Source organism: Streptomyces sp. 2323.1 (assembly GCF_900221035.1).
GTDB classification, from domain to species: Bacteria; Actinomycetota; Actinomycetes; order Streptomycetales; family Streptomycetaceae; genus Streptomyces; species Streptomyces sioyaensis.
In genome coordinates, this window is the sequence record NZ_LT907981.1 from 6748310 (window position 1) to 6769656 (window position 21347).

Here is a 21347-nt window from a genome sequence, read left to right on the forward strand (position 1 = left end):
CGGTCGCCTCTGGGCGGTACGTCCATGGACGGTCGCCCATGCACCGCTGTCCCTGCGACGGTCATCTCTCCGACGGTCATCCATGGGACCGCCGGTGGACTGGGTTGGCCTCGGGACGGCCGTCCGTCGGGTGCGCTCTCCCGCACAGCCTCCGGTGTCGGCTCGGCCCGCGCATCGGTCGGATGACCGGCGAGTTGTGCGCGTGACGAAACCCAGCCGGAGGCCGGAGCAGGCCAGAGGCCGGGCGCCGGGCGCGCCAAGGCAGCCCGTCGGCTCAGAGACCGGACTCCGGGCGGCCCGCGGCCTGGTCCGCGACCCGGACGGCGATCTGGGTTCGGGACCTGACCCCCCACTTGTCCCGGACCCGGTCGAGATGGCCGGCCACGGTGCTCTTCGAGAGGCCCAGATGGTCGGCGATCTGCTGGTTGGTCAGGCCCTCGGCGACCAGCTTCGCGACCGCCGACTCCCGCCCGGTCAAGGGCGGGTGGCCCGCCGCGCCGGCTCGGTCGGGACTCCCTTCGTGCGCACTGTCGCGTCCGGCGGGACCGTCCTCGGTGCCGCGCAGCGCGTATGCGACCAGCCGGGCTCCGCGCAATCGACGACCGGCCGCCATCGCCGCCGCGGCACCGGCGGGGGGCAGTCGTTCCTTGACCCGTGCCACGGCCGCTTCCACCTGCCCCCACCAGTGCGCTTCGGGTTCGGTGTCGATCCGCTGCCGGATGGCGGCGGCCGCCGCGTACAGCCGCAGCGAGCGCTGAAGATCCTCCCGTTCGGCCGCCACGATGACCAGTCCTTCCAGCGGATAGAGCGCATGGAAGCTCTCGCCGGGCGGTGTCTTGAGCAGCACCTCGGCGAACCGCCGCTCGGCGCCGTCCAGGTCGCCCCGCGCCAGCCGGATCGCACCGTCGGTGTGCAGCGCGGCCGTCAACTGGCCCAGCGGAGCCCGTGCCGCCAACTCCGGCAGACACTCCTGCATGAGCCGCTCGGCCTGTGCAGTCGTGCCGGTTTGGAGCATTGCCCAGGCCAGATGGTGCCGGCAGAGCGCGAGGTCCAGCGGGCGGCCGAGCGTACGGACCACGTCGAGGCACTCGGTGAACACCGCGACGGCGTCGGAGAACTCGCCCCGGCACAGCCGAGCGGCCGCCAGTGCGTCCAGGGCATTGGCCAGCCTGGCGGGCTGCTGCCCCGCGCGCCCGACGGCGACGGCCTCCTGGGCGAAGGCGAGGGCCGCGGCATGATCGTCCTGCAGACAGGCCGACCGGGCGGCCAGCGCCAGTGCCGCGCCGCGGTCTTCGCGGTCCTGGACCCGCTCCAGCACGCCCGACAGCAGCGTGCGCGCGGCCGTCAACTGCTCCTGCCGGTACAGCAACCGGGCCAGCGCGATCGCCAGCGGGATGTGCCTGCGGTCGGAACGGGCGGCGGAGTACGTGACGGCCGCCGCGAGGATCTCCTGCTCCTGGCCGAGTGGCTCTCCGGTGAGGTCGGCGAACACCCCGGGCCCGAGGGCTTCCGCGCTCTTCCCGGCGAGCCAGTCGAGCGCCCGGTCCCATGTGTCATGCAGTTCCCCGGCTTCCGCGAGCCGGTCCATCCCATAGGCCCGGATGGCGCTCAGCTGCCGGAACCGCGCGGCGCCCCGCTGCTCGTCCCCGCGTACCCGCACGATCAGGGACTTGGCTTCCAGCGCGCAGACCACGCGCACCACCTGCTCCGGGCGCACCGTGGGGTGCGGGCCCCGAGGCGCGACGCCGTCCCGATCCCTGCCGTCGTCACCCTCGACACCATCGGCGCAGACGGCCGCGGCCCCCTCCGTATCGAAGCCGCCGCCGAGCACCGACAACCGCCGGAACACCACTGCCTCCAGCGGATCCAGCAAGCGATGACTCCAGTCGATCGCGGCTGCCAGCTCGCGGTGCCGGCCCGGCCCGGTCCGGCTGCCGTCGGTCAGCAGGGACAGCTGGTCGTCCAGCCCCCGCAGAATGCCGGGCAGGGAGAGCGAACCCGCCCGGCCCGCCGCGAGTTCGATGGCCAGCGGCAGTCCGTCCAGCCGTCGGCAGATCTCGGCCACCGTACGGGCGTCGCCGGGCCCGAGCGTGAACGCCGCGTCGCTCGTCCGGGCGCGCGCCAAGAACAGCCTGACCGCTTCCGATTGCAGCAGCTCGGCGGTGCCGTGCTCCTCGCCTGCGGGCGACAGCGACAGTTCGCCGACACGGAAGACGACCTCGCCGGGGACCCGCAGCGTCTCCCGGCTGGTGGCGAGAATCCGCAGCCGGGGGCAGCGGGCGAGCAACGTCGCGGTCAACTGCGCGCAGGCGTCGGCCAGATGCTCGCAATTGTCCAGCACGATCAGCGTGGTGCGGGAGCCCAGCGCATGGACCAGGGCCTCGATCCCCGCGCGGCCGCCACGCTCCCGCACCCCGAGGGCGGCGGCAAGCGCCTGGGGCAGCAGCTCGCCGTCGTGCAGGGAGTCGAGTTCCACCCACTGGGCGCGGCCCGCCCGGCTGCCCCGCACAGTGCCCGCGAGCTCCAGTGCCAGCCGGGTCTTGCCCACGCCGCCGGGGCCCGTCAGCGTGAGCAGTCGGGAGGACCTCAGCAGCGTGCGTAACCGCGACAGCTCTCGCTCACGCCCCACGAACGCATCGAGCGGGGGCGGCAGTCCACGCCCCGGCAGCTCCGCCGGCTGCGGCGTGCGCTGCTCCGCGCGCTGCCGGAACGCGCGTTGCCGACAGGCTCGGGAGCAGTACCGCGCGGGCCGGCCGCCGGGCGCCTTGCCGTCTCGTGCTGCCCTTGCGGGGGTCGGGAGCGGCGTACCACATGCTTCACATCTCCTCGACGTCGCCACACCAGGCATCCTGCCGAAGAGGGGGCCGGCCGCACCAGCCGCTCCGGCACCCCGTCCGGGAACCACCGGCCGCCCGACGACCGCGCGTAGGCAGCCGCGCGAGCCCGGCTGACCTGGCCAGGGCAGGCGCAGCGGCCCCGGCCGTGCCTACCTGTGGCTTTCGCCTTGCGAGCTCCCGTGAGCGCGTGGCGGCACCGTCGGGAGGGTCACTCGGGGCGCCCGGAACCGATCTGCAACAGCGGCGACTGGCGCGGCATACCGGCGTAGGGACAGGTGACGGCGGACCGGTCGCGGCTCGTCCAGCCGCGCAGCCAGGGGCTCAGCCGGCCGTTGTCGATCCGGAGGGTGCCGTCGGGCCGTAGCCGGCCGATCGTGTTGGCAGGATCCGTGAGCGCCACGGTGCACTTTCCGACCCTTCCGCCGGCCCGGATCACCAGGGAGTTCGCGCGGGCGGCGTAGCAGGCCTCCACTCCCGGGGTGGCCGGGAACGCGGGTGACGTGCCGTGGAGGAGGGCTGCGAGGGCGTCCTGGCTCTCCGTGCGGGCCGCGTCCGAGAGGATCTCTCGGGTCTCGTCGTTGGGGCCGCCGAGACGCTCGACCGGCTTGAGGCCGACCGAGAATCGCGGGTCGTCGAGAAAGGTGTCCCGGACTTCTCTGAGAAACCCGGCCATGGACGGGAGATTTGCCGGCGTCAGATGAATACGCAGAAGGATGCACAGCGGGAGCGCGCTGTCGCGGAGCGCCAGCAGGTTTTCCCAGATTCGTCGGAACGAATTCCCTGGCCCGCCCGGTCGTGGAGGAGATCTCCTCGCATGTCGTCGAGTCGCTCGGCCGCCTGCCAGCGCTCCAGTAAGCCCGTCCAGCCGGCGGTCCAGGAGCCGCTTGACCCCCTGGACCGTCTCCGGGCCCATCCGCCCGACGGAGAAATCCTCGTAGCAGTAGGTGCACCGGAAGTTGCACTGCTCCGTGGGGAGAATGATCAGGTGGAGCGTCCGGTCGGTCAGTGCTGCGACGAGCTCTTCCTCGAAAGCCGCCTCTTCCCGGACGGAAAGCTCAGCGGTCTGGTCCATGCACACACATCCAGGGCGCGGATCGGACGGACGGGAACGGCATGCGGCCGGGCCTACATCCGGGGGCCGCCGGCGCTTCCGCCGAGGCCGCCTCCGCAGCCCGCGACACTGTCGCGCCGGGCCCGCGCCACCGCCATCGCGGGCGGCCGAACGAGGGAGGGAAGGAAGGGCGGGGCACCCTGCCGCTACGGGCGCCCGGCCCCGAGGGGGAGTCCGCCGCCGCCGAACCGGTGGCCGGGCCCCGGCCCCTGCCGCCCGCCCCGGATCCGTCCCCCCTCCACCCCCTCACGGGCCGCAGGCCATACTGGGGGCATGGCCTTGATCAACCCCAGCATCCTGTCCGCGGACTTCGCCCGGCTCGCCGAGGAGGCGAAGGCGGTCGAGGGCGCCGACTGGCTTCATGTCGACGTGATGGACAACCACTTCGTCCCGAATCTCACCCTCGGCGTGCCCGTCGTCGAGTCGCTGAGCAAGGCGACGGACACCCCCCTCGATCTGCATCTGATGATCGAGGACCCGGACCGCTGGGCGCCGCAGTACATCGAGGCAGGGGCCGGTTCGGTCACCTTTCATGTGGAGGCGGCGGCCGCGCCGGTGCGGCTGGCGCGGGAGATCCGGGCCAAGGGGGCGCGGGCCTCGATGGCGCTGAAGCCGGCCACGCCCATCGAGCCGTACGAAGACCTGCTGCCCGAGCTCGACATGTTGCTGATCATGACCGTGGAGCCCGGCTTCGGCGGCCAGGCGTTCCTGGACATCATGCTGCCCAAGATCCGCCGGACCCGTGAGCTGATCTCCCGGCACGGCCTGGAAATGTGGCTGCAGGTCGACGGCGGGGTCTCGGCGGCCACCATCGAGCGCTGCGCGGAGGCGGGCGCCGATGTCTTCGTGGCGGGCTCGGCGGTGTACAGCGCGGACGACCCGGCGAAGGCGGTCCGGGATCTGCGGGAGAAGGCCGAGACGGCGACCGCGGCGGCGGGCTGGGGCTGCGCGCACTGAATCCCCGGAAACGGGGGCGGGCGGCCCGGCCGCCGCAGGCCACGGAGGCTCCGTGGTGCGGCCGTGCCGCCTCTTGTCCGTGGCGCCACCGAGCGTTCACGTGGGTCGGGGCGGTCATGGTCCCCGTTGCCCCCGGGTTTCTGAAAGGATGAGCAAAGACTCGATCAGATGCGCAAAAGGGGAGAATTTCGTGGTAGCCAGCCGCCCACAGTCCGGAATGGGCCCTGCCGAGCTGGTGCAGGCTGCGGCCATGGCCCGCCGTTTCTATCTTGAGGGAAAGTCGAAGATCCAGATCGCGGAGGAATTCGGCGTCAGCCGGTTCAAGGTCGCGCGGGTGCTGGAGACGGCACTGGAACGCGATCTCGTACGGATCGAGATCCGGGTGCCCTCCGAGCTGGACGCCGAGCGCTCCGACGCCCTGCGGGCCCGCTACGGCCTGCGGCACGCGGTGGTCGTCGAGTCGCCCGCGGACGCTCCCCCCGCCTTCGGCGGTCAGAACCCGCCCGATGACGCCGCCGACCCGGAGAACCTCGGCGAAGTGGCCGCCGATCTGCTCGGCGAGCTGGTCAACGAGGGCGATGTGCTCGGGCTGGCCTGGGGCCGGTCGACGATTCACATGGCGGCGGCCCTGCACCGCCTCCCGCCCTGCACCGTCGTGCAGTTGACCGGTGTCTACGACGCGGGCACCGCCGACCGCGGCTCGGTCGAGGCGGTGCGCCGCGCGGCCGATGTCTCCGGCGGCGAGGCGCACCCGATCTACGCACCGATGCTGCTGCCCGATTCGGCGACCGCCGAGGCGCTGCGCCGGCAGACCGGGATCGCCCGCGCCTTCGAATACTTCGACAAGGTCACCGTCGCCTGCGTCTCCATCGGTTCCTGGGAGCCGGGCGTCTCGACCGTCTACGACATGCTCTCGGAGCAGGAGCGGGAGCACTACGCCTCGCTGGGTGCGGCCGCCGAGATGTCGGCGCACCTCTTCGACGCCGAGGGGCGGCGGATCGGCCGGGACCTCGGCGAGCGGTGCATCACGGTCGAGGCGGACCGGCTGCGCCGTATCCCGGAGGTCGTCGCCATCGCCGGCGGCCGGCGCAAGGCCGACGCGATCGGCGCGGTGCTGCGCTCCGGGCTGGTGACGAGCCTGGTCACGGACACCGCCGCCGCTGACCATCTGCTGTTGGAGACCGGCCCCGGCCCGCGACCCGCACTGGACCGCGCGGATCCTGACGGGGCGTGACCCGCGCCGAAACGTGCCGCCGCGGGCGTCTGCGGTAGCTGCTGCCGGACGGCCGGCCCCACCCCGGTGCGGTCACCGGCGAGCGGCTCGCGCGGGCCTGTGACAGCATCGGCGCCATGGTGACCCGCTCCGCCGTGCCCCGCGCCGCCGCGCTGCTCGGCGCGCTGCTGGCCGGGCTGCTCCTCGTCCTGACCGGGTGTGCCACGAGCGGTGCCGGCAACGGGAGTTCGCCGGGATCACCGGGTGCCACCGCCACGGCCGCCGCCGGTTCGCCGGGCGCCACCAAGGCACCGGCATGGGCACAGGGCATGCCGCTCGTCACCGTCGCCCAGCTGCCCTCCCAGGCGCGGGACACCCTGCGGATCATCGACGCCGGCGGGCCCTTCCCGTACCGGCAGGACGGGACCGTCTTCGGCAACCGCGAGCGGTTGCTGCCCCCTCAGCCGCGCGGTCATTACCACGAGTACACGGTCCGCACGCCCGGCTCGCCGGACCGCGGAGCCCGCCGGCTCGTCACCGGCGAGAGCCATGAGACGTACTACACCGACGACCACTACCGGACCTTCAAGGCGGTGCTCCGATGACGGGTTCTGTGCCCCGGCCGCTCGCGGCGGTGCTCGACGGCAGTACTCCTCCCGGGGTGCTGCCCTGGCCCGCGGAGCGCTCGGTCGCGGAGGCGCTGGCGGCCGCGCGGGACGCCGGCTGGTCGGGGACGTCACTGGACCTGGACGGGGTCGCGGACAAGGCCGCGTTCATGGACCGGTGCGCCCGCTCGCTGCGGCTGCCGGACTGGTTCGGGCGCAACTGGGACGCGCTCGCCGACTGCCTGACCGATCTGTCCTGGTGCCCCGTCGGCCGCGGCCGGCTGCTGGTCGTGACCGGCTGGCAGGGCTACGCCGCCGCGGCCCCGGAGGACTGGAGCGTCGTCGAGGGCATCCTGGCGGACGCCGTGGGGTACTGGCGGGACACGGACACCGGCCTGGCCGTGATCATGGTCAGGTGCCGGGCCCGGCAGGGTGCTTAGCGGCGGGGCCATGCTCTGACCTGCCGCGTTCCGGCGGACGGCCGGGCCGCGGGGGCCGGATGCGCGCGGAGCACCCGGCCGGCCCGGGGCCACCGGCCGCTGCACGGGCCCTTTGGGGGATCGCACACACGACTGGCAATTACCTCAGACAATCACATGAGCCCTGGTCAGGGCCCGTATCCTGGCCATATGCGATTCCTGAATCCGAAGAACGGCGCGCTCGAAGAGAGTTCTTCGGTGCCCTACGACCTGACCTACGACGATGTGTTCATGGTGCCCGGCCGCTCCGCCGTGGGCTCCCGCCAGGGCGTGGATCTGTCCTCCCACGACGGGACCGGCACCACCATTCCGCTCGTGGTCGCCAACATGACGGCGATCGCCGGCCGCCGGATGGCCGAGACCGTGGCCCGCCGTGGCGGCCTGGTCGTGATCCCGCAGGACATTCCGCTCGATGTCGTCACCGACGTCGTGACCTGGGTCAAGCGCCGCCATCTGGTCCTGGACACGCCGATCGTGCTGTCCCCGGTCGCGACCGTCGCCGACGCCCTGGCGCTGCTGCCCAAGCGGGCGCACGGCGCGGGCATCGTCGTCGAGGGCGGCCGCCCGGTCGGTGTGGTCACCGAGCACGATCTGGCCGGGGTGGACCGCTTCACCCAGGTCGCCGAGGTCATGTCAAGGGACCTGCTGGTCCTGGACGCCGACATCGACCCGCGGGAGGCCTTCAACCGCCTCGACGCCGCCAACCGCAAGCTCGCGCCCGCGGTCGACGCCGACGGCATGCTGATCGGCATCCTCACCCGCAAGGGCGCGCTCCGCGCCACCCTCTACACCCCCGCCACGGACGCCAACGGCAAGCTGCGGATCGCGGCCGCCGTCGGCATCAACGGCGATGTCGCCGGGCGGGCCAAGTCGCTGCTGGACGCCGGTGTGGACACGCTCGTCGTGGACACCGCGCACGGCCACCAGGAGTCGATGATCAGCGCGATCAAGGCGGTCCGCGCGCTGGACCCGCAGGTCCCGATCGTGGCGGGCAACATCGTCGCCGCCGAGGGCGTCCGCGATCTGATCGACGCCGGCGCGGACATCATCAAGGTCGGCGTCGGACCGGGCGCGATGTGCACCACCCGCATGATGACGGGTGTCGGCCGGCCGCAGTTCTCCGCGGTGCTGGAGTGCGCCGCCGAGGCCCGGAAGTACGGCAAGCACGTCTGGGCCGACGGCGGAGTGCGCCACCCCCGCGACGTCGCGATGGCGCTGGCCGCCGGCGCGTCCAACGTCATGATCGGCTCCTGGTTCGCCGGCACCCTGGAATCGCCCGGCGACCTCCAGCACACCGCCGACGGCCGGCCGTACAAGGAGAGCTTCGGCATGGCCTCCGCGCGTGCGGTGCGCAGCCGCACCAGCGAGGAGTCGGCCTACGACCGGGCCCGCAAGGGACTCTTCGAGGAGGGCATCTCCACCTCCCGGATGTTCATCGACCAGGCGCGTCCCGGCGTCGAGGACCAGATCGACTCGATCATCGCGGGCCTCCGCAGCTCCTGCACCTACGCGGGCGCCGCCTCCCTGGCGGAGTTCGCCGAGAAGGCCGTGATCGGCGTGCAGAGCGCCGCCGGCTACGCCGAGGGCAAGCCGCTCCACGACAGCTGGAGCTGACCGGCGAGGGGCCGTAGAGGGCTCCGCACGTGATTGACCGGCCCCGCACCGACCCGGTGCGGGGCCGGTGGCGTATCCGGAACCATCGGACCCGGTTCGTGGCCCATCCGGAGGCGGCCGTTACGATCTCACCCTGGCGCGCAACGAACCATCGTCCGCCGCGCCGGTGCGCAACGATCATCCGCGGTTACGCAAGGAACCTGCATTACGGCAGGTCAGCGGCGGCCCGTAAGGTCAAGCGCTGTACGTGGAGTGGCGGGGACCGCCTGCTCGGCGGTCTCCTGCGCGGTGTGCTTCGGCATGCCCTTCTACCGACCGCTGCCGGTCGCCGTCTCATCCGTACGTCATCGATCGGCAGCGATAAAGGAGCCACTTCAGTGTTGGAGCACGGCGCAGCCCCGCCCGCAGGGGCCGGCGACCCCGGACCGCCCTCCCCCGGAGGACTTGGCACCCGGCTGATGCGGCGCAAGCCCGTCGAGCGGCTGGTGGCCGAGGGCGGCAAGGGGCAGGGGGGAGAGCTCCGCCGCTCCATGGGCATGTGGCAGCTGACGATGATCAGCATCGGCGCCACGCTCGGCACCGGCATCTTCGTCGTCCTCGGCGAGGCCGTGCCGGACGCCGGGCCCGCGGTCATCCTGTCCTTCGTCCTCGCCGGGATCACCGCCCTGTTCTCCGCGCTGTCCTACGCGGAGCTGGCCGGCTCCATCCCGGTCTCCGGATCCTCCTACTCCTACGCCTACGCCACCCTCGGCGAGCTGATCGCCTGGGTCTGCGGCTGGTGCCTGATCCTGGAGTACGGCGTCTCGGTCGCGGCCGTCGCGGTGGGCTGGGGCCAGTATCTGAACGAGCTCCTCGACGGCATCTTCGGCTTCACCATCCCGGACGCGCTGTCCCAGCCGCCCGGCGACGGCGGCATCTTCAACCTGCCGGCGCTCGTGGTCGTGCTGCTGGCGATGGTGTTCCTGCTGGGCGGGGCCAAGGAGAGCGCTCGGGCCAACACCATCATGGTCGTCGTCAAGATCGTCGCGCTGCTGCTGTTCTGCGGCGTCGCGCTCCAGGGCGTGCGCTCGGGCAACTACGCGAACTTCATGCCGATGGGCATGGCGGGCGTCAGCGCCGCCGGCGCGACCCTGTTCTTCTCGTACATCGGCTTCGATGCCGCCTCCACAGCGGGCGAAGAGGCCAAGAACCCGCAGCGCGACATGCCGCGCGCGATCATGCTCTCGCTGGTGATCGTCACCGCGCTGTACTGCCTGGTCGCGGCCATCGCCGTGGGCGCCATGCCCTGGCAGAAGTTCAAGGGCTCGGAGGCCGCGCTGGCCGGGATCATGAAGGACGTCACCGGCCAGAGCTTCTGGGCCGTGCTGCTCGCCTTCGGCGCGGTCATCGCCATCGCCAGCGTCGTGCTGACCGTGCTCTACGGCCAGACCCGCATCCTCTTCGCGATGTCCCGGGACGGGCTGGTGCCGAAGGTGTTCTCCAAGGTGCACCCCAAGAGCGGGGCGCCGCGCGCCAACACCGTGATCGTGTCGCTGTTCTGCGGGGTGCTCGCCGCGGCGGTGCCGCTGGGCCAGCTGGCCGACGCCACCAGCATCGGCACCCTGTTCGCCTTCGCGCTGGTCAATGTCGCGGTGATCGTGCTGCGCCGCACCCGGCCCGACATGCCGCGCAGCTTCCGCACCCCGCTCTCGCCGCTCTTCCCGGCGATCGGCTTCCTGCTGTGCCTCTACATGATGGGCAGCCTCGACGTCGTGACCTGGGTCGTCTTCGGTGCCTGGTTGGCCGCGGGCCTTGTGGTCTACTTCGGATACGGCATGCGCCGCTCCCGATTGGCCACCGCAGAGAAGTGATCCACCCGCAGTGCGACTGAACGATCTCGACGAACGCATCGTCCACGCCCTCGCCGAGGACGCCCGCCGCAGCTACGCCGACATCGGCCAGGAGGTCGGACTCTCCGCGCCGGCCGTCAAGCGCCGGGTGGACCGGCTGCGGGCGGACGGCGCGATCACCGGCTTCACGGTGCGGGTGGACCCGGCCGCACTCGGCTGGGAGACCGAAGGGGTCATCGAGCTCTACTGCCGCCGGAACACCTCGCCCGAGGCGATCCACCGCGGCCTGTCGCGCTACCCGGAAGTGGCGTCCGCCTCCACCGTCACCGGTGAGGCGGACGCCATCGTCCAGGTCTTCGCCGCCGACATGCGGCACTTCGAGCGGGTGCTGGAGCGGATCGCCGGCGAACCGTTCGTGGAACGGACCAAGTCCGTGCTGGTGCTCTCCCCGCTGCTGCGCCGGTACGGCTCGGGGGCGCCGCGCTGATCGGCCCCGGCCCCGCCCCTCAGCCCCCCTGCCGTGCGGGCTGCTGCCTCGTACGCGAGGGAGGTCAAGCCCCGCTCCGGCCGGCCCCCGCCCGGCTGCGCAGACCGGACGCCACGGCGATGCCCACCACCAGCACCACTCCCGCCGCGATCCGGTAGCCCAGCGCCATGGCATCGGTGAACGCGGTGGCCGCCGCGGCGCCGTGCCCCGTGCCCGAGGCCTGCGGCGCCTGCTCGGCGGCGCGGGAGAGCAGGCACGGGCCGAGGGCGGTGACGAAGAGGCCGATGACCATGGAGATGGCCTGGCATCCGCGCCAGGAAACCGACGCCGGGCACCGCTGGCTGCGCGGGCTCGTGCGCGAGACGGTGGGCGACGTCCTGCGGGACCTGCCACCCGGGCAGGACTGGACGCCGCAGCCGGTCCTCGTCGGAGGATCGGTCTGCGCGGCCGCGTCCCGGGTCGGGGCCGGCTGCGGCAGGCGGGGCCGCCCCCGGCATCCGTACGCTGACCGGCGGCTTCCCCTGCTGCGGACCGCCGAGGGGGCGATCGGCTACCCCGCCCCCGGCGGCGCGCAACGAATCACCGCACACTCCTATGAACGCGCAATGAATCGTCCATCGGCGCGCAACGGTGGCGCCTTGTCCCGCATCCCCGGCGGCCCGTACCGTCAATGCGTCCACCCGCACCACCTCGCCGAGGGATCCCATGACGTCGCTGCACACCGCCCTGCTCCAGAGTTCGGGACGGCCCGGCGATGTCGCGCACAACCTGCGGATCCTCGACGACGCGGCCCGCACCGCGGCCGCGACCGGCGCCGGACTGCTCGCCTGCCCGGAGCTCTTCCTGACCGGCTATGCCATCGGCGACGGTGCCCACCGCCTCGCCGAGACCGCCGACGGCGACAGCGCCCGGGCCATCGCGGAGATCGCCGCCGCACACGGCATCGCGGTGCTCTACGGCTACCCCGAGCGCGCCGCCCACGACGAGCCGGACAGCGCCGCCGTCTACAACTCGGCGCAGCTCATCGGCCCCGAGGGCGAGCGGCTGGCGAACTACCGCAAGACCCATCTCTTCGGCTGCTTCGAGCGTGAGTGGTTCACCCCGGGCGAGCAGGCCGTCGTCCAGGCCGACCTGGGCGGCCTCCGGATCGGCGTCATGATCTGCTACGACGTGGAGTTCCCGGAGAACGTCCGGGCCCATGCGCTGGCCGGCACCGATCTGCTGCTGGTGCCCACCGCGCAGATGCACCCCTTCCAGTTCGTCGCCGAGTCCGTCATCCCGGTCCGCGCCTTCGAGAACCAGATGTACGTCGCGTACGTCAACCGGGTCGGCGCGGAGGGCGAGTTCGAGTTCGTCGGCCTCAGCTGCCTGGCCGGCCCCGACGGTGTCGTACGCACCCGGGCCGGCCGCACCGAGCAGCTGGTGCGGGCCGAGGTCGACCCCGCCTTCCTGAAGGAATCCCGGGTGGAGAACCCGTATCTGCACGACCGGCGGCCGGAGCTGTACGGCCCGCTGACCTGACGCACCCGATCCGCCCGCCCGCCCCTCGTTCCTCTGGTTCCCCCTGCCCCGCCGCAGGCCGGTCCCGCCGGCCTGTACAGCCCTGCCTGCTGTGCCCTGTCTGCAAGGAGTCCGTCCCCGATGACGTCCACGGTGCCCACCGCCGCCCACCACGCGGATGCCCAGCCCCCGATCACCATGTTCGGCCCGGACTTCCCGTACGCCTATGACGACTTCCTCGCCCACCCGGCGGGCCTGGGCCAGGTCCCCGCGACCGAGCACGGGAAGGAGGTCGCGGTCATCGGCGGCGGCCTCTCGGGCATCGTCACCGCCTATGAGCTGATGAAGATGGGCCTTCGGCCCGTCGTCTACGAGGCCGACCAGATAGGCGGCCGGCTGCGCACCGTCGGCTTCGAGGGCACCCCGTCCGAAGCCGCGGGCCTGACCGCCGAGATGGGCGCGATGCGCTTCCCGCCGTCCTCGACGGCGCTCCAGCACTACATCGACCTGGTGGGCCTGACGACCACGCCGTTCCCCAACCCGCTGGCCGCGGACACCCCGTCGACCGTCGTCGACCTCAAGGGCGAGTCGCACTACGCGCGTACCGTCGAGGACCTGCCCGAGGTCTATCACCAGGTCATGGACGCCTGGAACGCCTGCCTGGAAGAGGGCGCCGACTTCTCCGACATGAACCAGGCGATCCGCGAGCGCGACGTCCCGCGCATCCGCGAGATCTGGTCCCGGCTCGTCGAGAAGCTCGACAACCAGACCTTCTACGGCTACCTCTGCGACTCGACGGCCTTCAAGTCCTTCCGCCACCGGGAGATCTTCGGCCAGGTCGGCTTCGGCACCGGCGGCTGGGACACCGACTTCCCCAACTCCATCCTGGAGATCCTGCGGGTCGTCTACACCGAGGCCGACGACCACCACCGCGGCATCGTCGGCGGCAGCCAGCAGCTGCCGCTGCGCCTGTGGGAGCGCGAGCCGCAGAAGATCGTGCACTGGGCTCAGGGCACCTCGCTCTCGTCGCTGCACGACGGCGCGCCCCGGCCCGCGGTGACCCGCCTGAACCGCACCGCCGGCAACCGCATCACGGTCACCGACGCCGACGGCGACATCCGCACCTACGAGGCCGCCGTCTTCACCGCGCAGTCCTGGATGCTGCTGAGCAAGATCGCTTGCGACGACTCGCTGTTCCCGATCGACCACTGGACGGCGATGGAGCGCACCCACTACATGGAGTCCAGCAAGCTCTTCGTCCCCGTCGACCGGCCGTTCTGGCTCGACAAGGACGAGGAGACCGGTCGGGACGTCATGTCGATGACGCTGACGGACCGGATGACCCGCGGGACGTATCTGCTCGACAACGGCCCGGACGAACCCGCCGTCATCTGCCTCTCCTACACCTGGTGCGACGACAGCCTCAAGTGGCTGCCGCTGGAGGCGAACGAGCGGATGGAGGTCATGCTGAAGTCGCTGTCGGAGATCTATCCGAAGGTCGACATCCGCAAGCACATCATCGGCAACCCGGTCACCGTGTCCTGGGAGAACGAGCCGTACTTCATGGGCGCCTTCAAGGCGAACCTGCCCGGCCACTACCGCTACCAGCGGCGCCTGTTCACGCACTTCATGCAGGACCGGCTCCCCGAGGACAAGCGGGGCCTGTTCCTCGCGGGCGACGACATCTCCTGGACGGCGGGCTGGGCCGAGGGCGCGGTGCAGACCGCACTCAACGCGGTGTGGGGCGTCATGCACCACTTCGGCGGCACGACGGACGCGACGAACCCCGGTCCGGGCGATGTGTACGACGAGATCGCACCGGTGGAGCTGCCGGAGGACTAGGGCCTGATACACCGGACAGCCCCTAGGGGACGTGGGCCGTTCCTGCCGACGGGCAGGAACGGCCCGTGCCCCGAGGTGCCGGGATGATCAGCCGGGCAGCGGGGTCAGCAGCATCCGTCCGACCAGGCCCACCCCGGCGTCGAGGCGTTCGATGAGTTCCTCGGTGACATCCGGCAGCCGGCGGACGCTCCACAGGGCGCGGGCCGCCACCCAGGCGCCGTCCCTGGCCTTGTCCAGGCTCCACGACCCGATCAGATGCGTCAGCGGATCGGCGACGTCCAGCACATCGGGGCCGGGCATCAGCCGCTCCCGGATCCGCTCCTCCAGGCTCGTCAGCACCCCGCCGACCCGCTCGAAGTCGGTCTCCAGCGCGGCCGGTTCGCACTCCAGCACCCGGCAGGTGTCCAGCACCGCCAATGCCAGGTCGTGGCCGATGTGGGCGTTGATCCCGGCCAGCGCGAACTGCAGCGGATGCACGCCCGGGTGCCGGCGCAGCTGGAAGAGCGGACGCCAGCAGGCCGGCGGCCGCAGCCCGGCGGTGGCGGCGTCCACCGCGGCGAAGTACCGCCGCGCAAAGCAGCGGTCCAGCTCGCCCGCGGCCGCCGGGTCCTGGAACGTACCGTCCCCGATGCGCCCCGCCACCGCCTCGGTGACGGCCAGATAGACCCCGTTGAAGACGCCCACCCCGTCCTCGGCGGGCAGCGCCGCGGCCAGCGCCCGCATCCGGGCCAGCACCTCCGCCAGCTCCGCGGCGGCCGCGGTTTCCGCGCCGGTGGGCGGCCTTGCGGCGGGCCCTTCGGCCGGGTTCGGCTGCCGGTGGACATCGGGGTGCGGGGCAGGGCGCCGAGTCGTCGTCATCCACTCAGCGTGACACCACAGTTACGGATTGCGCGGGATGGTGGTGGCCGTTGACCGATACGGGGTAACGAACGGCGCGCCCTCTTGTGGAACGGTGCGCCTGACGCGGCGCGGCCGCCCCCGCCTCCCGTACGGAGGTCTTCCCCGGACCGGGCCTCGGTTTGTCCAGACGCAGGCGTTCGACTATGAATCACCTCGGCTCTGTGACCTGCAGGGCGTCGCAGAGCGGAGAGTGATCATGGCCGGCTTCGGGTGGAAACTTCATGGCGACGGGCGACATCTGAGGCCCGGCGAGGTGGTCAGGCCCGGGGAGCGCCTGACGTGGGGGCGGACGATCGCGCTCGGCGCCCAGCACGTGGTGTCGATGATCGGGGCATGTTTCGTCGCCCCCGTGCTCATGGGGCTGGATCCCAGTCTTGCCCTGATGGCGTCGGGTGTGGCCACCGCTCTGTTCTTGCTGATGACGCGCGGACGCATCCCCAGCTACTTGGGCTCCTCGCTCTCCTTCGTGGGCGTCTCTGCGGTGATCGCGGGCCAGGGGGGTGACGCCGGCACGCTGACGGGGGCGATGCTCGTGGTGGGTGCCTGCTTGGCCGGCTGCGGCCTGGCCATCCATGTCGTCGGGGCCGGGGTGATCCACGCCGTGCTGCCGCCGACGGTGACCGGCGCGGTCGTGATGCTGATCGGCTTCAACCTTGCCCCCGTTACGGCGTCCACGTACTGGCCCCAGGACCAGTGGACGGCTCTGGCGACGATGCTGTTCACCGGGCTCGCGCTCGTCGTGCTCCGCGGCTTCTGGTCGCGGATCGCCATCTTCTTGGGCCTGGTCTTCGGCTATGCGCTGTCCTGGATTCTCGACCGCACGGCAGGAAAAATTCATTCGGTCAATGGCGCGGGCAAGCTCACCGACCACTGGCGCATCGACTTTTCCGGCGTCGAAAAGGCTGACTGGATCGGCCTGCCCACCTTTCACGCACCGAATTTCTCCGCCTCCGCGATCCTTGTCGCGCTGCCCGTCCTGATCGCGCTGATCGCGGAGAATGCCGGACACATCAAGGCGGTCTCCGCGATGACCGGTGATCCCCTGGAAGACAAGATGGGCATGGCCCTCGTCGCCGACGGCACGGCAACGGTCCTGTCCACTGCGGTGGGTGGCCCTGCCACCACGACCTACGCCGAGAACATCGGCGTCATGGCGGCCACCCGGGTCTATTCCACTGCGGCTTATTGGGCGGCGGCCGGTTTCGCCCTGCTCTTCGGTTTGTGCCCGAAGTTCGGCTCGGTGGTGGCGGCGATCCCCGGCGGGGTGCTGGGCGGCATCACCGTCATCCTGTACGGCATGATCGGCCTGCTGGGAGCCCAGATCTGGGTGCGGAACAAGGTGGATTTCTCGGTCCCCCTGAACCTCATTCCCGCAGCGGCCGGAATCATCATCGCCATTGGCGGCGTCTCGCTGAAGTTCACCGAGAACTTCGAGCTGAACGGCATCGCACTGGGGACGCTGACCGTGCTCACCGGCTACCACTCCCTGCGGTGGCTCTCCGGGGCGGCGGGCCGGCCGCACCCGCCACTCCCCGACACCCCGCCGGACGAAGTGTCCTAAGCATCCGCTTACCATGGCGACGGTGGCTCACACGAGTACCACCTGCCCCACCACACCCTCCGCTTCCACCGCGCCCCTCGCTTCCAACGCGCCGGCAAGCACCTCACCACCCCAGGAGCACCACCCGTGAGCGTCGAACCCCGCCAGGTCCCCACCGTCCCGTACGGCGAACTGGTCCCCGTCACCGTCCACTTCGACGACCTCGACGCGCTCGGCATGCTCCACAACTCCCGCTACCCGCTGCTGGTGGAGCGCGCCTGGGCGGAGTACTGGCACGGCCGGGGCTTCCGCTTCGACGGTGACTGGGTCGCCGCGGGGGACATGTGCAACGTCATCAAGGAGATGCGCCTCTCCTACGAACGTCCGGTCACCCGGCCCGGCCGGTACGCGGCGCATCTGTGGGTGGAACGCCTCGGCCGCACCGGCCTCACCTACGGCTTCCGGCTCTGCTCGGCCGACGGCGCCGAGACCCATGCCCAGGGGCACCGGGTGCTCGTCCGGGTCGACGCACGGACACTGCGTCCCACCCCGTGGTCCGATCACGCCCGCGCGGTCGCCGCGGACCTGCTCCGGCCGGCCGCCGCGGAGACGGAGAGGGAGGCGGAGGCGGAGCGGGACGCGGCCTGAAGCCGTCCGCCACCGGCCGGCCGCCGCGTCACCGGCCGGAGCGCCCGGGCGGCGGCCCGGGATTCAGGACCGCTCCAGGTCCCCGGTCACCGCGCGCGGGCTGCCGGACGCCGTCCGGCTCGGCACCCGCAGCACCCGCGCGCCGGCCACCAGCCCGCACGCCAGCGTCGTGACCAGCACGAACGACATGGTCAGCGAGGACGCCTGGGCGATGCCGCCGATCGCGGACGGGGCGATCAGGCCGGAGGTGTAAGTGATGGTGGCGACGCCCGCGATGGCCTGGCTGGGGGCCGGACCGCTGCGCCCGGCGGCCGCGAAGGCCAGCGGGACCACCACCGCGATCCCCAGACCCAGCAGGCCGAACCCGCCCATCGCCATGGCCGGATGCCGGGCCGCGACGATCAGCAGCCCGCCCGCCGCCGCCAGCACCCCGCCGGCCCGCACCGTACGCACCGGACCGAAGCGGGCCACCACCTTGTCGCCCGCCAGCCGGGCGGCGGCCATCGTGCAGGCGAAGGCGGTGGTCGAGGCGGCCGCCAGCCCGGCATCGGTGCCCAGCCGGTCGCGGAGGAAGACCGCCGACCACTCCAGTCCGGCGCCCTCCGCGAAGACGGCGCAGAACCCTATCGCCCCGATGACCAGCGCCGACCGCGGCGGCAGCGCGAAGCGCGGCGGCGGATGCTCCTCGGGGGCGCTGCGCAGGTCCAGGACGCCCTGACAGGCAAGCGCGCCGAGCACGGTCAAGACGACTGCGGCACCGGCCAGATGGAGCCGGGCGTCCCACCCGGCGTGCGCGGCGACGGTGCCGACCGCCGAACCGAGCAGGGCGCCGGCGCTCCACATGCCGTGCAGCCCCGACATGATCGGCCGGCCGAGCCGGTCCTCGGTCTCCACCCCCAGTGCGTTCATCGCGACGTCCGACACCCCGGAGGCCGCGCCGTACACCAGCAGCGCCGGGCACAGCGCATACAGGCCGGGGGAGAGGGCGGGCAGCACCAGCGACAGGGTCCACACCGCGAGCAGACCGCGCAGCGCCGTACGGGCCCCTAAGCGGTGGCTGATCCGGCCGGCCAGCGGCATCGCCAGGGCGGCGCCGATCGCGGGGAAGGCGAGGGCCAGGCCGAGCCGGCCCGGAGAGAGGCCGGTGTGGTCCTGGATCCAGGGGATGCGGGTGGCGAAGTTGCCGGTGACGGTGCCATGGACGAGGAACACCAGGGCGACGGCCCGGCGTGCGCGGCGCAGCCGGTCGTCCGGGATGCCGTGGTCGGGGAGGGGGGTGGCGGTCATGGCCGGTAAATTATCAGGAACCCTGCCTGATAATAAGGGGGTTGGTTCGCCAGGATGAAAGAATCCCGCCATGCCTGCCTCCCGCACGGCGGTCACCGGCCGCACCGCCTCCCCGACCACAGCACGGCGGATCAACGACCGTCTCGCGCTGCAACTCCTGCAGAAGGAGGGTGCTTTGACGGCGAGTCAGCTGAAGACGATGACCGGGTTGTCCCGGCCGACCGTGGCGGACCTCGTCGAACGCCTCCAGGAGGCCGGGCTGATCACCGTGGTCGGCGAGAGCGGTGCGCAGCGGCGCGGCCCCAACGCCCGCCTCTACGGGATCGTCGCCGACCGGGCCCACCTCGTCGGACTCGATATGCGCACCCACAGCGTCTCCGTCGCGGTCGCCGACCTGCTCGGCCGGGTACGCGCCGAACGCACCGTCCCCATCGGCCCGGACGACGCCCCCGGTACGGCCGTTGCCACCGCGCTCGGCGGCGTGGACCAGGCCCTCGCCGCGGCCGGCGCACACCGGCCGCACACCGTCGCCGTCGGCGCCCCGGGCCTGGTCGACCCCGCCACCGGGCGGTTCGGCGGCGCCGACTGGATACCGCCCTGGCATGTCGCGTTGGTCGGGGAGCTGCGCCGACGGACGGCCGGGCCGGTGCTGCTGGAGAACGAGGTCAATCTCGCCGCCATCGCGGAGCAGCGCGACGGTGCGGCCCGCGAACGCGACACCTTCGTGCTGCTCTGGCTCGGCCATGGCACGGGCGCCGCGGTGGTCCTGGACGGCACGCTGCGGCGCGGCGCCTCGGGCGGCACCGGCGAGATCGGCTTCCTGCCGGTGCCCGGCACCGGGAGCCTGCCCTCGGCGAGCGGCTGCAGCGGCGGCTTCCACTCGTTGGCCGGCTCCGCCGCGATCTGCGAACTCGCCGCGGAGCACGGCCTGTTCGCCCCGGCGAGCGCCGGCCCGGACCGGGCGGACGAACCTCCGGCCGGCACCGATGCCCCGCCCGCCGAAGCCCTCGTACGGGCCGCCCTGGCCGCCGGCGGGGCCGGTGCCGCCTTCCTCGATGCGCTGGCCGCCCGGATCGCGCTCGGCGTGGCGGCCGTGTGCGCCGTGCTCGACCCCGGGTGTGTCGTCCTCGGCGGCGAGACCGGCCGGAGTGGCGGCGACGAGCTCGCCGACCGGGTCGCCGGGCAGCTGGCCCGGCTCTCCCCGCTGCGCACCGAGGTGCGGGCGGGGACCGTCGGCGGGCGGGCGGTGCTGCACGGCGCCGTCCTCGCCGCGCGGGAAGCCGCTCAGGACGAACTGTTCGCCCCCGCGGACTGATCCGCCGCGCCGCCGGTGCGTGCCGCGAGGAACTCGGCGTAGGTCCGCCGCCCGTCGGCGTGTTGCGGTGTGAGGTTCTCGCCACGCCGCAGCGCCGCACCCCCCGCGCCCGGCAGCCACAGCGGCACCAGCAGCCGGCGCCGCCCGCCCGCCCGCAGCGTGGTCCGCACCAGGTCCCGGGCCTCCAGCACCTCCGGACCGCCCATGTCGGAGACCCGGCCCGCCGGTTGTCCGGCCGTCAACTCGGCCAGCCGGTCCGCGACTTCGTGCACCTCGACCGGCTGCACCCGCACGCCCGTCGGCACCGGCAGCACCGGCGACCGGGCGCCCGCCTTGATCACCCCGAGCACCAGATTGTGGAACTGCGTCGTCCGCAGCACCGTCCAGCCGATGCCGGAGTCCTCGATCAGCCGCTCCACGGCAAGCTTGGTGCGGTAGTAGCCGAACGGGATCCGGTCCACCCCGACGATCGAGATGTACACCAGATGCCTGATCCCCGCCGCCTTCGCCGCCTGGACGAGCCGCCCCGCCGCCTCCGTGTCCCCGCCGGTGGGTGACGACGCGCAGTGCACGATCGCGTCCGCACCCGCCACCGCCTCGGCCAGCCCCGTTCCGTCGCGCAGATCGACCGCGTACGACCGCAGCCGCGGCCGCCCCGTGCCGGTGTGCGGCCGTCTGCTCAGTGACCGGACGTCATGACCGTCGTCGAGCAGCCGGTCGACCAGGGCCCGCCCGAGTGTGCCGGTGCCGCCGGTCACCAGAATTGTCGCCATTGCGGATCAGTCCTTGAAGGAGAGAGGGGGACGTCTGCTGTCCCGTTATGACGGAACACGGCTGCGTTCTGTGACAGGCGGCGCGCCGAGCGTTGTGAGGCAGCCCACAGGGCTTCGCCCGCATGGGCGACGATCGGCCGTGGCAAACTGAAGCCGTACTGACATAAGAGCAGCAGCGCACTCCGGGGTCGGTGTAATTCCGAACCGGCGGTTACAGTCCGCGACCCGTCCGCAGCCAGCGGCCGGTTGAGCAGGTGAAATTCCTGCACCGACGGTGAAAGTCCGGATGGGAGGCAGTGCGCGGCGGGCGAGCTTCGGTACACCGCCGTCGGCGGCGCGTCCGGTTGTTTCCGGGCGGGTCTTGCTATTCCGGCCCGGTGTCCCCGTTGCCGCGTTTCCGCTTCTGTCGT

The 21347-nt window shown here is 72.3% G+C and carries 18 protein-coding genes and 1 riboswitch; of the genes, 12 read left to right on the forward strand and 6 right to left on the reverse strand.

Going from position 1 to position 21347, the window contains the following annotated elements; all coding sequences use genetic code 11:
- Positions 1 to 274 precede the first annotated feature (274 nt).
- Positions 275 to 2629, reverse strand: a complete 2355-nt coding sequence (locus CPH93_RS29155; protein ID WP_231976982.1) for an ATP-binding protein — start codon at positions 2627 to 2629, stop codon at positions 275 to 277.
- Positions 2630 to 3045: 416 nt separating this feature from the next.
- On the reverse strand, positions 3046 to 3510 hold the full coding sequence (locus CPH93_RS36475) for a hypothetical protein (protein ID WP_197708715.1): 465 nt from the start codon (positions 3508 to 3510) through the stop codon (positions 3046 to 3048).
- Positions 3511 to 4221: 711 nt separating this feature from the next.
- Between CPH93_RS36475 and rpe the strand changes: the two genes are divergently transcribed.
- The 7 genes from rpe to CPH93_RS29195 all read left to right on the forward strand — a co-directional run bounded on the left by rpe (position 4222) and on the right by CPH93_RS29195 (position 11132).
- Complete coding sequence (gene rpe, locus CPH93_RS29165) at positions 4222 to 4905, forward strand: ribulose-phosphate 3-epimerase (protein ID WP_093482199.1); 684 nt, start codon at positions 4222 to 4224, stop codon at positions 4903 to 4905.
- A gap of 217 nt (positions 4906 to 5122) precedes the next feature.
- The gene (locus tag CPH93_RS29170; RefSeq protein WP_040901660.1) at positions 5123 to 6139 is read left to right on the forward strand and encodes a sugar-binding transcriptional regulator; all 1017 of its coding nucleotides are present in this window, start codon (positions 5123 to 5125) and stop codon (positions 6137 to 6139) included.
- 116 nt (positions 6140 to 6255) lie between these two features.
- Positions 6256 to 6723, forward strand: a complete 468-nt coding sequence (locus CPH93_RS29175; RefSeq protein WP_096214515.1) for a ribonuclease domain-containing protein — start codon at positions 6256 to 6258, stop codon at positions 6721 to 6723.
- Positions 6720 to 7163 carry a barstar family protein gene (locus CPH93_RS29180; protein ID WP_096214516.1) on the forward strand — a complete coding sequence of 148 codons (444 nt, stop codon included), beginning with the start codon at positions 6720 to 6722 and terminating at the stop codon, positions 7161 to 7163. Before CPH93_RS29175 ends, CPH93_RS29180 begins: the two co-directional genes overlap by 4 nt.
- A 189-nt stretch (positions 7164 to 7352) precedes the next feature.
- Complete coding sequence (locus tag CPH93_RS29185) at positions 7353 to 8816, forward strand: GuaB1 family IMP dehydrogenase-related protein (protein WP_040901658.1); 1464 nt, start codon at positions 7353 to 7355, stop codon at positions 8814 to 8816.
- 377 nt (positions 8817 to 9193) lie between these two features.
- On the forward strand, positions 9194 to 10666 hold the full coding sequence (locus CPH93_RS29190) for an amino acid permease (protein ID WP_096214517.1): 1473 nt from the start codon (positions 9194 to 9196) through the stop codon (positions 10664 to 10666).
- 10 nt (positions 10667 to 10676) lie between these two features.
- A complete protein-coding gene (locus CPH93_RS29195; RefSeq protein ID WP_006607431.1) occupies positions 10677 to 11132 on the forward strand; it encodes an Lrp/AsnC family transcriptional regulator in 456 nt (151 codons plus the stop codon).
- 64 nt (positions 11133 to 11196) lie between these two features.
- Here CPH93_RS29195 and CPH93_RS29200 read toward each other — a convergent pair whose 3' ends face one another.
- Positions 11197 to 11424 carry a hypothetical protein gene (locus CPH93_RS29200; protein ID WP_096214518.1) on the reverse strand — a complete coding sequence of 76 codons (228 nt, stop codon included), beginning with the start codon at positions 11422 to 11424 and terminating at the stop codon, positions 11197 to 11199.
- A gap of 413 nt (positions 11425 to 11837) precedes the next feature.
- On the opposite strand from CPH93_RS29200, the gene CPH93_RS29210 reads away from it, so the two are divergent.
- The gene (locus CPH93_RS29210; RefSeq protein WP_096214519.1) at positions 11838 to 12653 is read left to right on the forward strand and encodes a carbon-nitrogen hydrolase family protein; all 816 of its coding nucleotides are present in this window, start codon (positions 11838 to 11840) and stop codon (positions 12651 to 12653) included.
- 120 nt (positions 12654 to 12773) lie between these two features.
- Positions 12774 to 14474, forward strand: a complete 1701-nt coding sequence (locus tag CPH93_RS29215) for a flavin monoamine oxidase family protein (RefSeq protein WP_096214520.1) — start codon at positions 12774 to 12776, stop codon at positions 14472 to 14474.
- Positions 14475 to 14561: 87 nt separating this feature from the next.
- Here the strand turns inward: CPH93_RS29215 and CPH93_RS29220 are convergent, their stop codons facing one another.
- Positions 14562 to 15332: a DUF5995 family protein gene (locus tag CPH93_RS29220; protein WP_443031408.1), complete on the reverse strand. Its 771-nt coding sequence runs from the start codon at positions 15330 to 15332 to the stop codon at positions 14562 to 14564.
- 238 nt (positions 15333 to 15570) lie between these two features.
- Between CPH93_RS29220 and CPH93_RS29225 the strand changes: the two genes are divergently transcribed.
- A complete protein-coding gene (locus CPH93_RS29225) occupies positions 15571 to 16935 on the forward strand; it encodes a uracil-xanthine permease family protein (RefSeq protein ID WP_096214521.1) in 1365 nt (454 codons plus the stop codon).
- A 126-nt stretch (positions 16936 to 17061) separates the two neighbouring features.
- Complete coding sequence (locus CPH93_RS29230; RefSeq protein ID WP_093482190.1) at positions 17062 to 17562, forward strand: acyl-CoA thioesterase; 501 nt, start codon at positions 17062 to 17064, stop codon at positions 17560 to 17562.
- 63 nt (positions 17563 to 17625) lie between these two features.
- Here the strand turns inward: CPH93_RS29230 and CPH93_RS29235 are convergent, their stop codons facing one another.
- Positions 17626 to 18849 carry an MFS transporter gene (locus CPH93_RS29235; protein ID WP_096214522.1) on the reverse strand — a complete coding sequence of 408 codons (1224 nt, stop codon included), beginning with the start codon at positions 18847 to 18849 and terminating at the stop codon, positions 17626 to 17628.
- 70 nt (positions 18850 to 18919) lie between these two features.
- Between CPH93_RS29235 and CPH93_RS29240 the strand changes: the two genes are divergently transcribed.
- The gene (locus CPH93_RS29240) at positions 18920 to 20164 is read left to right on the forward strand and encodes an ROK family transcriptional regulator (RefSeq protein WP_096214523.1); all 1245 of its coding nucleotides are present in this window, start codon (positions 18920 to 18922) and stop codon (positions 20162 to 20164) included.
- Here the strand turns inward: CPH93_RS29240 and CPH93_RS29245 are convergent.
- Entirely contained in the window at positions 20134 to 20937 is an 804-nt protein-coding gene (locus CPH93_RS29245; RefSeq protein ID WP_096214524.1) for an SDR family oxidoreductase, read from the reverse strand. The two genes, CPH93_RS29240 and CPH93_RS29245, sit on opposite strands and share 31 nt — an antisense overlap.
- Positions 20938 to 21110: 173 nt before the next feature.
- A riboswitch (FMN riboswitch) is annotated at positions 21111 to 21241 on the forward strand.
- The last annotated feature ends 106 nt before the right edge of the window (positions 21242 to 21347 follow it).